The organism is Pedobacter terrae, assembly GCF_900100705.1.
Lineage (GTDB): Bacteria > Bacteroidota > Bacteroidia > Sphingobacteriales > Sphingobacteriaceae > Pedobacter > Pedobacter terrae.
This window is the reverse complement of sequence record NZ_FNCH01000008.1, coordinates 68,119-83,081: the sequence shown is the minus strand read 5'-3', so window position 1 is coordinate 83,081 and position 14,963 is coordinate 68,119. Positions and strand designations below refer to the sequence as shown.

Here is a 14,963-nt window from a genome sequence, read left to right as displayed (position 1 = left end):
TAATTATTTGTTGATCAATTAGTTGTGTTTGTGTGTTGCCTTTTGGTATATGCCTGTTGTAACGCTGTTGCCTTTATGTAACCCTCAACATTTTCTGATGTAATCTGGTGTATACATCTTTGCCCGTCGATAATAAAAAGACATGACCAAACGCAATGAATAAACCATTACAAATTTTGTTTTTACTTCTTTTTTGTGCAGGCACAGTTCATGCCACAAAATTGAAAGGCCACGTTTACGATAAGCAAACTGGCGAGGCCATTGTTGGCGCAACAGTGGTTTTAGAAAACCCAAGACGCGTAACCAATACCGGATTAGATGGTACTTTCGAATTTAAGGATGTAAAAGCAGGCGCTGCTAAAATCAGTGTAAGCTACATCACCTACAGAACCATCGTACAAACCTTCGTAATCCTGAAAGAAGATAACGATCACTTAAAATTTTACATGGAGAGCGATTCGAAAAGTCTGGACGATATCACCATCAAATCCAATGCGGTTAGTTCTACTGATCAGGGTGCAAGACGTTTAGAAAAAAATGCGCCGCAACTGATGAATATTGTATCAGGCCGGGCGATTGAAATTTCACCGGATTTAACGGTAGCAAATGTGATGCAGCGTATTTCGGGGGTGTCTATAGAGCGCAATAGCAATGGCGATGGACAGTATGCGATATTAAGGGGAATGGATAAACGCTATAATTATACTTTGGTAAATGGCGTTAAAATCCCAAGTCCTGATAATAAATACCGTTACGTTCCGCTCGATCTTTTTCCTGCTGATTTGCTCGATCGTTTAGAGGTTTATAAAACACTTACGCCAAATTTAGAGGGCGATGCGATTGGAGGGGCGATTAATATGGTAATGAAAAATGCTCCAGGCCAACTGCAGGTAAATGCCAACGTTTCTACCGGTTATAGCCAATTGTTTTTCGATCGTAAGTTTGCCAGTTACAATGCTTCAGGTATTAATGATAAATCGCCTTACGAGGTAAACGGTAAAAACTATAATGCTGCGCAGAACGATTTTACTAAAGGAACACTTGATTATAAATATAAAAATCCCGCACCTAATTTAATTGGAAGTTTATCCTTGAGTAAGCGTTTTTTAGATAATAGATTAGGCGTAGTATTGGCAGGCAGTTATCAAAATACCTATCGCGGCAGTAACAGTACTTTCTATAATAATTCGGTTGTTGGTACAGATGCCTACGCCACCATTACCAGTAAAAGTTACCGTGAATTTTCGGAGCAGCAACAACGTACAGGTCTGCACGGTAAAATTGATTATGTTTTTAACAAAGACCACCAGATCAGTTTTTACAATGTATATGTTAACCTGAAAAACCAGCAGGTTAGGGATGCTGTAACCACTACTTATAATAAAGATTATGATCCAATAGCAGGAAATGCACAGTTGGTTTTCGATACTCGAAGCCGTTTAACAGCGCAACAGATTTACAATTCTACGCTGCATGGCGATCATCAGTTTGATGATAAATTTAAGGTGCAGTGGTCGGCTGTTTATTCTTCAGCCAAAAACGATGTGCCAGAAAATACCAGTATCGGTTTAAATGGATTGGAACAGAATTTTCAGCGCAAACGTACCAGTTTAGTCAATACCAACCCTGTTACGCGCAGATGGGAGCGCAATACCGATGAGGATTTAGCAGGTTACCTGGATTTGACCTACCATGTTTTAGCTGGCGAAAATAAACTGGATGTTATGGCAGGAGGTTTATACCGCGATAAAAAAAGGAGCAGCTTCTTTAATAATTATAACATGGCCCAGGGAGCAGATCATGCAAATGATATTTATGGTGTAAATTTCCAAAATTACACGGACCTGAATTTAGTAGTCAGCAATCCAACTGGTGCGGTAGCCAATTCGCTTACCTACGATGCAACAGAGCAAACCGCTTCTGGTTATGGAATGTTTAAGTATACTTCCGCTAAATTGGAAGTAATTGGTGGTGCAAGAGTAGAGCATACCAATCAAGGCTATCACCTTCTTTTCGCAGCAGGAGAATCTTTTCCAAAAGGAAACCAGATCTATACCGATGTATTACCGAGTTTAACTGCAAAATATTTTTTAACAGAAAAAGCGCAGTTACATGCATCATATTACAAAGCCCTTAATCGTCCTGGCTTTTATGAAATTGTACCCGGAAAAGTGGTAAATGAAGAATTTCAGGAACGTGGCAATCCTAATCTGCAACGCGCACTGGCCGATAACTTCGATTTAAGGTATGAACTTTTTCCCGGTGCTTCAGAGCAATTATTGGTTGGTGCTTTCTACAAAAGAATAAAAAATCCAATTGAATATACTTTTCAGGCTGATGCCGTTCGCGGCCAGGATATTTATTATAGTCCAGGTAACTTTGGTACGGCCAAGAACTTTGGCGCAGAGGTAGATTACATCAAATATTTTAGTAAAATAGGTATAAAGGCCAATTATACCTATACCCATTCGCGTATTAATACCACTAAAACCACCAGGGTGATCAATAGCACTACCGGAGATACCGAGCCGGCAAATGTTAACCAGGAGCGTCCGCTTTATGGTCAGTCTGCCCACATTGCTAACCTGTCTATATTGTTTAAAGACACTAAAAAAGGCTGGGATGCTCAGGTTGCCGGGGCTTACACTGGGCCACGCATCAACACCGTTTCGCAATTCCTGAATAACGATTTGTGGCAGGAAGGATTTATACAGGTAGATGCATCTGCTGAGAAGCGTTTTAAAGGCGGAATCAGTGTTTTTATAAAAGCCAATAACATTTTAAATACCCCAACAAAACTATTTATAAAAGGTACAAATCCGGCAAATAACGATATCAAAGAAGATTTGGTTAAAAACGGAAATACCTTGATCAGAAGCGATTATTACGGCCAGAATTATCTTGTTGGCTTTAAGTATAAATTTAATTAATGGCATTTTAAGAAACAAAGACATGAAATCAAATCAGATTTTTAAATTATTAATCCTTGTTGTGCTGGTCTTAGCAGGATGTGAAAAAGCTAATATTGATGTGGATACCACTGCTGTTGATGGCTCGGCAATTGGTGAGGTTTCCGGAGTTTGGGCAAAAGGCAGTACACAGGTAATTAAAGGCGACATTGTAATCCCGGAAGGGAAAACGCTGACCATTGAAGAAGGGGTAACGGTGCTGATGGATACGGTTGCTAAACCAGAAATTGTGATAAAAGGCAATCTATATGCACTTGGAACTGCAGAAAATCCAATCAGGTTTACGGTAAATGAATTTTATAAAACCGCATCAAAAAAATTCGGAAAGCTTTGGGGTGGTCTTTTGGCCGGACCAACGTGCGAGGAACTGGTGCTTGACCATGTAATCCTCGAATATGCTGGCTCCACCACTTCAGATGCATCAACTTCTGTTAAAATGGGACTTTATAAAGCTAAAGCAGGAGAAAATTTACCTGCACTCTGGTTTGCCAATGCCAATGGTAAATTAGTCGTTCAGAATAGCATCTTCAGAAACCTCCAGGAAGATTGCACCTACATTGAAGGTGGGAAGATCATTTTTGCCAATAATGTGTTTTATACCACGGGTGTAACCGGGGGCGAAGCCATGAACTTTAAATCTGGCTGTTTGGCAGATATTGCCTATAATTTGGTTTACAGTACCAATACCAATGCCTTAAAATTGTCTAACACAGGAGATAAAACGCCGCAAACCTATATTATTGCGTATAACAATACCATGGTAAATACAGGCTGGAGAAGGCCAACGGCTAAAGGTGGATCAATCTGGCTGGAAAGCACTGTGCGTGCCGATCTGTACAATAACCTGTTTGCCAATACCCGTTTTGGCGTGAAAAGAGATCCGAAAAAACCTGAAGATAGCCGTTCTGCTTATAGTAATAACTGGTATTATGGTTTTGATCAGGCTACTGTAAATCAGTTTCAGCCAACCGGCGATGTTGTAGGTGGTAAAAACGATGTGATTAACAATATTGCTGGTGCAAATGATCCTAAATTTGTGAATTATCCTTTAAATACAGCGGTTACCAATGCTGATTTCAATACCGCATGGGATTTTCACCTCCAGGGTAACTCACCGGCTTTAGGCAAAGGTATCACCAACTTTACCCGTCATCACAAAGCTGGCATTGTAATGAAAAATGGAATTACCTATATCTCACCTTCACCATCTACATTTGTTGGTGCATACGGAACTAAATTATAAAAATGAAACCTCACCATATATTAAATTTTGCCGTTTTTGCGGTTTTAAATCTGGCCATTTCTTGTAAAGGAGGTGCGCAAAACGGAAATAGTGCAGTAATAAAACCCTTATATGTTTCTGATCTCGTTGATTTTGATACAGATGATCCTGCAATCTGGGTAAACCCCAAAGATCCTGCAGAATCTTTGGTAATCGGTACTGATAAAGATACCAATGGCGGCTTGTATGTTTTCGATCTGAAAGGTAAAATCATCCAATCAAAAACCATAAAAGGTTTAAAGCGACCGAACAACGTTGATATTGCCTATGGTTTGCCGTTGGCGGGGAAAAAGACAGATATTGTGGTCACAACCGAACGTTACACACATCAACTGCGGATATTTTCCCTTCCTGATATGAAGGAAATTGACAACGGTGGAATTCCGGTTTACGAGGGCGAAACAGAAGCAGCGTACCGCGACTTGATGGGGATTTCGATGTATACCGATCCCAGTGGAAAAATTTATGCCATTGTTGGACGTAAAACAGGGCCTAAAAACGGCGGTTATCTTTGGCAATATCAATTGGCAGATGACGGAAAGGGTAATGTTAAAGCAGATTTAGTGCGGAAATTTGGATTGTATAGCGGTAAAAAAGAAATCGAAGCTATTGCCGTTGATAACGAATTGGGCTTTGTTTATTATTGCGATGAGCAGGTAGGAGTACGCAAGTATTATGCAGATCCGGCCAAAGGAAATCAAGAACTGGCACTATTTGGTCAGGGCGATTTTGCTGTCGATAATGAAGGAATCGCTATTTATAAAACACCAGGCAATAAAGGATATATCCTGGTATCAGATCAGGGCGCCAGACAGTTAAAAGTGTACGATCGGGTAGCTAAAGCCAATACGGCTAATCCTCATCCCCTGTTAACCACCATAAAATATTCAGCTAATCAAACAGATGGGATTGATGTGGTTTCGGTTCCTTTAAATAAAGATTTTAAACATGGTTTGCTGGTGGCGATGAGTGATGATAAAACCTTTCATTTTTATAGGTGGGAAGATATAGCAGGTAAAAAATTAACTAGTGCACATCCATAAGATTAACATTTATTTTTTTGGAAAGCAATTGCAGGAGCATTTGGGTGGGTTCAGTCCCGCTCCCGCTTCTGCCAATTTGAAGGAAATCGGCATTCCGCGTTGATCGGGTTTAGGCGGTATGAATAGTGATGCTATTATGGGTGAAATAAACCCCTGCCCGTTGCAGGCGGGCGACTTAACTTAATGAAATCGCACTATACTGCAATATTATTCGACATTTTATACTCAGAAGGGGTAACCCCTGTCTGTTTTTTGAAATATTTGCCGAAAAATGAAGAATTGCTAAAACACAATTCTATCGCAACTTCCGAGATGTTCATTACATGACTGGTTAACAGTAGTTTGGCTTCCCTGATCACCATTTCATCAATAATTTCTCCAGCCGTCCTGTCTGTAACCTGTTTAACTACCTGTGATAAATGCCTCGGCGTAATCCGCAGGCAATTGGCATAATATATTACCCTTTTTTCCTTTTTAAAATTGTCTGATACCAATGCTAAAAACCGGTTGGTTAATTCCGTGCGACTGTTATGTACAAATGGTTTAGGATCTTTCTGTTTGTTTTTAAGGAGGAAAATATCATAAAGAAGTTCCAAAAAGCTGTTGTGCACAATGTTTTTAATCTGTGGCGTATCTTTTGAAACATGAAGCTTCTTGTGGAGTGCCAGCATATCGTAATAGATAAAGGTGTATTCTTCTTTCGATAATGAAAATTTATGCGATTGAACATCTTTCGACATCCGGTATGTTTCGCCACTGTTAAAAAATATACCCTTATTTTTAAGGTAGCTCTTGTTAAAATGGATACTGATAAACGAAACACTGCTATTATCTGCAATTTCATAAACAGAATGTGGCAAAACCAGTAAAATATCCCTCTGGTTGAGCACATAATTTTCAAAATTGATCTTAATATTGAGCTTGCCTTTAGTAATGAGGATTAAGGCATAACTCGAAACACGGAAAGGCTCCGAACTGCAATAATGTGGATCATTGCTATTGTGGATTTTTGCCATCAGGCCATCATTTAATGAAAGCACTTCCTCGTGGTTTTTTTCTGAAAAAGTTTTATTAAGTAATGGTTGTTGCATAACAATCGTTCTGGATTTTTTAATAATTTCTTAACAGATACGATCATCTTTTACACACCAATTTCAGCCATCTTTTTTCGGATGGATTTTGCCCTTTATCTGTCGGATTTTGATGCGACAAATGTAATGTTCGGGAAGAGTTTTACAAGAATATTTTTTTAAAATGACTAATTTCTGATTGATTTTAATCTTTTTGATTAAGAATTTTATATATTTTAATGTTCTTAAATACAGTTAATTATGTTGTTTTTAGTGCTTTTTCTGCTGTTTTTAACCTTTTTACTATTTTATAATAAAAGTCAGAATGTCAATTAGTCAATTCATCTGAATGTCACATTTTGCCTATCCCACATTTTGACCAATATATCCCACATTTGAACCTTTTTTTGGCTTCAATTCCGCGTTAAAATTGTGTGATCAAATCGTTTGGTTAATGTGTGCTTAATCTACATCGTCGAATTTTATTTATACGGGTGGCAATTGAGGTGCAGGCCAGGCTATCAGAACAAGGTTTTAAAAACTGAAGAATATAAGTGTTCAGCATGCGTAAAAAATTACAAGATAGAATTGCCTCTTTTAAGGATGCGGCGGTGATAAAAGAAAAAGGATTATACCCTTATTTCAGGTCGATATCATCTGCTCAGGATACTGAGGTGGTGATCAACGGGGAAAAGGTACTCATGTTTGGTTCAAATTCCTATTTAGGTTTAACCAATCATCCTAAAATAAAAGAAGCTGCAAAAGCGGCCATCGAAAAATATGGAACGGGCTGCGCAGGGTCGCGGTTTTTGAATGGATCGCTAGATATCCATCTCGAATTGGAAAACCGCCTGGCAGAATATGTGGGCAAAGAGGCTGCGGTGCTTTTTAGTACTGGTTTCCAGGTTAACTTAGGGGTAATATCCTGTTTGTTAGATCGTAACGATTATCTTTTGCTGGATGAATACGATCATGCTTCTATTATAGATGGTAGCCGTTTGGCCTTTTCGCGCACCATTAAATATGCGCATAATGATATGCAGGATCTTCGCCGCAAATTAAGCCGTTTACCGGAGGATGCTGCAAAACTGATTGTGTCTGACGGGATTTTCAGTATGGAAGGCGATTTGGTTAATCTTCCTGAAATGGTAGAAATTGCCAATGAATTTGGTGCCAATATTATGATGGATGATGCCCATAGCCTCGGGGTAATTGGTTTTAATGGATCAGGAACGGCATCTCATTTCAATCTTACTGAAGATGTGGACCTCATTATGGGCACCTTCAGCAAATCGCTGGCCTCATTGGGAGGTTTTATTGCAGGCAATACCGAAACCATCGAATATATTAAACACCGTGCACGTTCACTTATGTTCAGCGCCAGTATGCCACCATCTGCAGTGGCCAGTGTGATTGCTGCACTGGATATTATCGAATCAGAACCTGAAAGGATTGATCAACTTTGGGCCAATACGGAATATGCAAAGAAACTTTTAATCGATGCCGGTTTTGATATCGGGCACAGCAATAGCCCTATTATCCCCATTTATATTCGCGACAATACCAAAACCTTTATGATTACGAACATCCTTCAACAAAACGGGGTATTTGTAAATCCGGTAGTTTCGCCCGCAGTGCCGTCAGATTCATCTTTGATCAGGTTTTCTTTAATGGCCACGCATACTTTCGATCAGATTGAATCGGCTGTAGCCAAACTAAGTATTGCTTTTAAGGCTGTTCATGTAGAATTAGTGGGGAGCCAATCATGAGAGAACTGGTAAAGGTTTCGGGTAAAAAAGCGTTAGCTGCATTTGTAGATTTTCCGCATGAATTGTATGCAGGCGATGTAAATTATGTGCCCGAACTTTTTATCGCCCAGCGCGATCTGCTTACCCCAGGTAAACATCCTTTTTACGAACATTCTGAAATTCAGCTTTTTTTGCTTTATGATGAAGGTAAAATAGTAGGACGGATTGCCGCGATCAACAATAACAACCATAATAAGGTCTACGAATCGAAAGACGGATTTTTTGGCTTTTTCGATTGTATCAATGATGCAACGGTAGCTAAAGAGCTTTTTGAAGCAGCGCAAGATTGGCTAAAACAAAAGGGATTGACCAAGGTTTTAGGCCCGGTAAACTTCTCTACCAATGAAGTATGTGGCTTGCTCATTGAAGGGTTTGATGGGCCGCCAGTAGCCATGATGCCATATAATGCCAAATATTATCTGCCACTTTTGGAACAAATCGGCTTTCAGAAGAATGTCGATTTACGGGCCTATCGTTACACTGCCGGTAATTATAGCGAAAGGTCGGTTAAACTACTCGATAGGATAGAGGAACGCTTAATGCGGAATGATATCATTCTCCGAAAAATCAACATGAAGAAATTCAAGGAAGAATGTAATGCGGTGAGGGAAGTATACAATAAAGCATGGGATAAAAACCTTGGTTTTGTACCCATGACGGACAAGGAATTTGATTATACGGCAAACGACCTGAAACTGATCCTTGACCCCGAATTTTGTATCCTGGCAGAGCAGCACGGCAAAATTGTAGGCTTTGCATTGGCCATACCCGATATCAATCAGATTCTGATTAAAATTAAGCGGGGAAGGTTGTTTCCAACAGGCTTAATCAAACTTTTGGCCAATAAAAAGAAAATTGATGGCATTCGTATTTTATTGCTTGGCGTGGTAGATGGTTACCGCAAAATGGGGATTGAAGCCTGTCTTTATGGTCGCATTATTAAACATTTCAAAGCTAAAAACATGAAATATGCCGAGGCCAGCTGGACTTTAGATCATAACGATCTAATTAATAAACCCATTGAAGATATTGGTGGAAAGTTGTATCGTAAATACAGGATTTTAGAGAAAGCGATATGAAAAAGCGGGTGTTGATTACCGGGGCAACTGGGTTTGTAGGCTATCACCTGATTAAGTCTGCTTTGGCCAATGGATTGGAAGTATATGCAAATGTACGTCATTCAGCCACTGCAGCACATCTTAAAGATTTTCCGATCAACTATGTTAATCTTGATCTTTCGTCCATATACCTGTTAAAAGAAAATATAGAAGAAAATAGATACGATTATATTGTGCATGCGGCTGCGGTAACAAAGGCCAGGAATCTGGACGATTACAATAAGATCAATGCCATATATACCAGGAATTTAGCGATAGCCGCATCGAAATCAACATATCGCATAAAGAAATTTGTATTTATCAGCAGTTTGGCTGCGCTGGGGCCTTTAAATCAAAAAAATGAAAAACTCACTGACAACGGGGCTTCAAATCCGGTAACCAATTATGGCATCAGCAAAGCGCTTGCTGAAACCTATCTGGCCCAGATTGAGAATCTGCCACTAATTACTTTCAGGCCTACAGCAGTTTATGGACCGCGCGAGAAAGACATTTTCATATTAATTAAAACGATTAAAGCAGGGCTGGAGCTATATATCGGCAAACAGGAACAGCAATTAAGCTTCGTGTATGCCACCGATTTAGCCGACATCATTATAAATGCACTTGCTTCTGATGTGGTTGGTAAAAGTTACAACGTATCTGATGGAGCAGTTTATAACCGATCGGCACTGGCTGCCTACGTGCGCAAGGCTTTAAACAAAAACACATTGATTGTAAATGTGCCTTTGCGAATTATTAAAGGCCTTGCCTGGGGGATGGAACGGTTGTATGGCACTTTCAATAAAATCCCGGCTTTAAATGTAGATAAGATAAAAGAACTCACCGCCCTTAACTGGGGCTGCGACATTAAAAATATTCAGAAAGATTTTGGTTTTATGCCCCAGTTCGGATTGGAAGAGGGATTAAATGAAACCATTAATTGGTACCGTAAACATAATTGGTTATAAGATTTTAAATAAAAATAGAATGAAACAACAAGTTAAAGCAGCAGAAGGCAAGCTGGGAATATTAATGCCAGGATTAGGCGCTGTAGCAACAACGATGATAGCCGGAGTTGCTGCAATTAAAAAAGGAATCTCAAAACCGATCGGTTCGTTAACGCAGATGGGTACCATCCGTTTGGGCAAAAGAACTGAGAATAAGCAGCCAAAAATTAAAGATTTTGTACCCTTAGCCGGTCTTGAAGATTTAGTTTTTGGTGGCTGGGATGTGTATGAAGATAACGTTTACGAAGCAGCATTGAATGCCCGCGTATTGGATGCCAACCTGTTGCGCGATGTACGCGAAGAATTACAGGCCATTAAACCGATGCGTGCAGCTTTCGACAGAAATTATGTAAAAAACCTGGATGGTAAATATGTAAAAGATATCGATAACCGTTACGAACTGGCTTTAGCCGTAATGGAAGATATTAAAAATTTCAAAGCAGAAAACAACTGCGACCGTATTGTACTGGTTTGGTGTGGCTCTACCGAAATTTATTTCGAACCATCAGAAGTGCATGAATCATTAGCAGCTTTTGAGCAAGGTTTAAGAGATAACGACTTGCGCATTGCGCCAAGTATGATTTATGCTTATGCAGCATTAAAATTAGGAATTCCGTTTGCAAACGGTGCACCAAACTTAACGGTTGATATTCCTGCTTTAATTGAATTGGCTAAAGAAACCGATACCCCAATTGCAGGTAAAGATTTTAAAACTGGTCAAACCTTAATGAAAACCATTTTGGCACCTGGTTTAGCGGCACGTTCGTTAGGTGTAAATGGTTGGTTCTCTGATAATATTCTAGGTAACCGCGATGGTTTGGTGTTAGACGATCCGGATAACTTTAAAACCAAAGAGGTATCTAAACTGGGTGTATTGGAAGATATTTTTAAACCAGACGTTAATCCTGATTTGTATGGCGAAATGTACCACAAAATCAGGATCAATTATTACCCGCCTCACGGTGATAATAAAGAAAGCTGGGATAACATCGATATTTTCGGTTGGTTAGGTTACAAAATGCAAATCAAAATCAATTTCCTCTGCCGCGATTCGATTTTGGCTGCACCGATTGTATTAGACCTTGCTTTGTTTATTGATCTGGCTAAACGTGCCAATCTTTCGGGTATTCAGGAATGGTTGTCATTTTACCTGAAATCGCCACAAACGATTCCGGGTGTACCTGCAGAAAATGACATTTTTAAACAGTTAATGAAACTTCAGAACACCTTGCGTTACATCATGGGCGAAGAATTGATCACCCATTTAGGTCAGGATTACGAAGAAGAACTGATAGAAACGGTATAGTGTTTATCCATAAATTTCTTTCAACGGCTCTGGGAATCGGGTATATCGGCAAGGGTGCAGGCACTTATGCTGCTATAGCAACCTGCATCTGCTGGCACCTTTTCCAGAGCCCTTATACCAACCCATATTTATGGCCAATACTTTTTACCATGTTTATCGTCATGATCGGGGTAATGAGTGCCGACCGGGTAGAAGAAATTTGGGGTAAAGACCATAACAGGGTAGTAATTGATGAAGTGGCGGGAATGTGCATTACCCTATTATTTGTGCCTTTAAAATGGCAATATACCCTTATTGGCCTTGTTCTTTTTAGGTTTTTTGATATTCTGAAACCATTTGGCATCCGCAAATTAGAAGAATTGCCAGGTGGTTGGGGTGTAATGGCTGATGATGTACTGGCTGGAATTTATGCAAATGTGATACTGCAGCTGGTCGTGGTTTTCGATTTTTTTTAGACATGCTTACCTACCTAAAAGCACAGGCCTCATCCTTAATAGCTTCTGCAACCGATTTTGGTATCACCATTATTGCGGTAAACTTTTTCGGATTGTGGTACCTGGCGGCAAGCATCATCGGCACCATTTCGGGTGGTGTGGTTAATTTTTACGTGAACCGTAAATGGGTTTTTCAAAGCCAGTCGAGAGATATTACGTGGCAGGTATTCAGGTATATTTTGGTATGGGCAGGCAATCTGATCATTGTAACCGCAGGTGTATTTACGCTTACCCATTTTTTTAATCTTAATTACGTACTCGCCAAAGTTTTGAGCTCCGTTGTAACGGGCATAAGCTACAATTATATCATGCAAAAGCAGTTTATTTTTTCCAGTTAAATGAAACCGATTTATTCATTTTTATTATTCGTTACGCTCTGTTTTATTTTGCAGGTAAATGCATTTGCCCAAAGAACTGTTGTATCTGGTATCGTACGCGATGCGGTTACCAAAGAAACGCTGCCCAATGTTTCGGTTTTTTTTAAAGATACGCAGATTGGCACGCAGACCGATGCAAACGGGAAATATATCCTTATTTCTCCAAACCCACAAAGCGAACTCAGTTTCAATTATGTAGGTTATCGTACTGCTTTTAAAAATACCGTTCCAGCCGCAACGCAAGAGCTTGATGTTGCCTTGGTGCCCGATTCAAGGGCCCTGGATGAAGTAGTTGTTGTGGGCGGTAAAAAGACAAAATACCGTAACAAAGATAATCCGGCAGTAGAATTGATCCGCCAGGTAATTTCCCACAAAGATGAAAACCGCATTAAGAGCTATAATACCGTTTCCTTCAGGCAATATGAAAAAATGCTCTTCTCCCTCAGTAATGTATCAGATAAGTTTAAGAACAAAAAAATGTTCAGGAACTACCAGTTTCTGTTTCAGGAGCAGGATTCGACATTGATAGGGGGAAAAAACCTGTTGCCGATATACATTCAGGAGAAACTGGCCGATAGCTACCTGAGCAAAAATCCGGAAAAGAACAAAACCGTTATAATAGGAGAAAAACAGGTTCAATTCGACAGCCGTTACATTGATAATAAGGGAATGAAAACCTATTTCGACCGAATGTATCAGGATATTGATATTTATAAAAATAATATCTCCGTTATCAGTAATGAATTTTTAAGCCCGATTGCTGACGGTGCGCCAGCTTTTTATAAGTTTTTCATTACCGATACCATCAGAACGCAGCAACCTGAAATTATAGAGCTGTCTTTTACCCCCCGCAATACAAATGATATGTTGTTTGAAGGGAAAATTTATGTTACCAATGATAGCCATTATGCCGTTACTGGCGCCTCTTTCGGCGTAAACAAAAATATCAACCTCAATTTTGTACGTGCACTAAAAATTGATCTGAATTTCGAGCCGAACGATAAAGGTAAATACAGCTTGAGCAAAAGTGACTTACTGGCCGATTTTGGTATCGGTAAAACAAAAGGCATTGGTTTTACAGGCGAGCGTACGGTTACTTTTAAAAATTATCAGTTTGATACGGTGTTGCCTGATACAATTTTCCAAGGGAAAAGCACCGTTGTACGGGCTGATGCAGCAAAAAAAGACGATAAATTTTGGGAGGAAAATAGATTAGATACCATTTCCAGCAACCAGCTGAAGATTTATAGTAATATTGATACCCTGCAGAATCTGCCATCTTTTAAGCGGACAATGAAAATCGTTACCCTTTTATTTGCAGGTTATCAGAATTTAGGTCCCTACGAAATTGGTCCCGTAAATACATTTTATAGCTTTAACAATGTAGAGGGTTTAAGGTTACGGTTTGGCGGACGAACAACCCCCGAGCTTAGCAAACGATACTATTTCGAAAATTATTTAGCCTACGGTATAAAAGATGAGAAATGGAAGTTTTTCCTTTCCGGAACCTATTCATTAAATAATAAATCGATCTACGAGTTTCCTCAAAACTACATTAGGGCCAGTTTTCAGCGCGACACCAAAATACCCGGACAAGAACTGCAGTTTGTGCAGGAAGATAATTTTCTGCTCTCGTTTAAACGTGGGGTAAACGATATGCTGTTGTACAACGATTTTTATCGTTTAGATTATGTGAAAGAGTTCGAAAACCATTTTTCTTATAACCTGGGTTTTAAAAAATGGAGTCAGACACCCGCCGGAGGATTAAGTTACCTGAATGAAAATAACCAACTGGTAAACCGCTTAACCACCAGTGAGGTTTCTGTACAGTTGAGGTATGCCCCTAATGAGAAATTTTACCAGGGCAAAATTTACCGTGTACCTATTGCCGATCGTTATCCGGTATTTAATTTACGTTACACTGCAGGTTTAAAGGGAGTGTTGGGCGGCGAATATAATTACCACAATCTATTGGGAAGTATCGATAAACGTTTTTATTTATCGCAGCTGGGTTACAGCGATGTAACTGTAGAGGGCAGTTATATTGCCGGAAAAGTGCCTTTCCCTTTATTGGATATCCACCGTGCCAACCAAACCTATGCTTATCAGCTCAACTCATACAACCTGATGAACTTCCTGGAGTTTGTAAGTGATCATTATGTGAGCATCAATATCGACCATAATTTTAACGGCTTCTTTTTTAATAAAGTGCCATTGATCAAAAAGTTAAAGTTGAGGGAAATGGTATCGTTTAAAGTATTGTATGGTGGGTTGAGAAACGAAAACAATCCTAATTTTCAATCGGGTTTATATCAGTTGCCAGTTTATGAAAATGGGGCACAGCGTACTTATGCACTGGGCAACGATCCTTATATGGAAGGTAGTGTTGGTGTGGGTAACATCTTTAAATTGTTAAGGGTTGATCTGGTGAAGCGATTCAACTATCTCAACCATCCGGAAGTTTCGGAGTGGGGAATAAGGGCAAGGGTAAAATTCGATTTTTAAGAGAT

The 14,963-nt window shown here is 39.5% G+C and carries 11 protein-coding genes; 10 read left to right on the top strand and 1 reads right to left on the bottom strand.

Annotated elements, in window-relative coordinates; translation table 11 throughout:
- The first annotated feature begins 155 nt into the window (after positions 1 to 155).
- The 3 genes from BLR60_RS11850 to BLR60_RS11840 are packed head-to-tail and all read left to right on the top strand — an operon-like array spanning position 156 to position 5,294.
- The gene (locus BLR60_RS11850) at positions 156 to 2,930 is read left to right on the top strand and encodes a TonB-dependent receptor (protein ID WP_090500039.1); all 2,775 of its coding nucleotides are present in this window, start codon (positions 156 to 158) and stop codon (positions 2,928 to 2,930) included.
- A 22-nt stretch (positions 2,931 to 2,952) separates the two neighbouring features.
- Positions 2,953 to 4,212, top strand: a complete 1,260-nt coding sequence (locus BLR60_RS11845) for a hypothetical protein (protein ID WP_090500305.1) — start codon at positions 2,953 to 2,955, stop codon at positions 4,210 to 4,212.
- Between the two features lie 2 nt (positions 4,213 to 4,214).
- On the top strand, positions 4,215 to 5,294 hold the full coding sequence (locus BLR60_RS11840; RefSeq protein WP_090500037.1) for a phytase: 1,080 nt from the start codon (positions 4,215 to 4,217) through the stop codon (positions 5,292 to 5,294).
- Positions 5,295 to 5,488: 194 nt separating this feature from the next.
- Here BLR60_RS11840 and BLR60_RS11835 read toward each other — a convergent pair whose 3' ends face one another.
- Positions 5,489 to 6,385 (bottom strand): AraC family transcriptional regulator, encoded by an 897-nt coding sequence (locus tag BLR60_RS11835; protein WP_090500035.1) that lies wholly within the window; start codon positions 6,383 to 6,385, stop codon positions 5,489 to 5,491.
- Between the two features lie 542 nt (positions 6,386 to 6,927).
- On the opposite strand from BLR60_RS11835, the gene spt reads away from it, so the two are divergent.
- From spt to BLR60_RS11800, 7 genes are read left to right on the top strand one after another with little or no spacing between them, the layout of a single operon-like run.
- Positions 6,928 to 8,133 (top strand): serine palmitoyltransferase, encoded by a 1,206-nt coding sequence (gene spt, locus BLR60_RS11830; protein WP_090500033.1) that lies wholly within the window; start codon positions 6,928 to 6,930, stop codon positions 8,131 to 8,133.
- Complete coding sequence (locus tag BLR60_RS11825) at positions 8,130 to 9,251, top strand: hypothetical protein (RefSeq protein ID WP_090500030.1); 1,122 nt, start codon at positions 8,130 to 8,132, stop codon at positions 9,249 to 9,251. The genes spt and BLR60_RS11825 overlap by 4 nt, the downstream gene beginning before the upstream one ends.
- Entirely contained in the window at positions 9,248 to 10,237 is a 990-nt protein-coding gene (locus BLR60_RS11820) for an NAD-dependent epimerase/dehydratase family protein (RefSeq protein ID WP_090500028.1), read from the top strand. Before BLR60_RS11825 ends, BLR60_RS11820 begins: the two co-directional genes overlap by 4 nt.
- A gap of 19 nt (positions 10,238 to 10,256) precedes the next feature.
- Positions 10,257 to 11,582, top strand: a complete 1,326-nt coding sequence (locus BLR60_RS11815; RefSeq protein ID WP_090500303.1) for an inositol-3-phosphate synthase — start codon at positions 10,257 to 10,259, stop codon at positions 11,580 to 11,582.
- Positions 11,582 to 12,037: a phosphatidylglycerophosphatase A family protein gene (locus tag BLR60_RS11810; RefSeq protein ID WP_244155644.1), complete on the top strand. Its 456-nt coding sequence runs from the start codon at positions 11,582 to 11,584 to the stop codon at positions 12,035 to 12,037. Before BLR60_RS11815 ends, BLR60_RS11810 begins: the two co-directional genes overlap by 1 nt.
- Positions 12,038 to 12,039: 2 nt before the next feature.
- Entirely contained in the window at positions 12,040 to 12,414 is a 375-nt protein-coding gene (locus tag BLR60_RS11805; RefSeq protein ID WP_090500024.1) for a GtrA family protein, read from the top strand.
- A complete protein-coding gene (locus BLR60_RS11800) occupies positions 12,415 to 14,958 on the top strand; it encodes a DUF5686 and carboxypeptidase-like regulatory domain-containing protein (RefSeq protein ID WP_090500022.1) in 2,544 nt (847 codons plus the stop codon). It begins immediately after the preceding gene.
- Positions 14,959 to 14,963 lie beyond the last annotated feature (5 nt).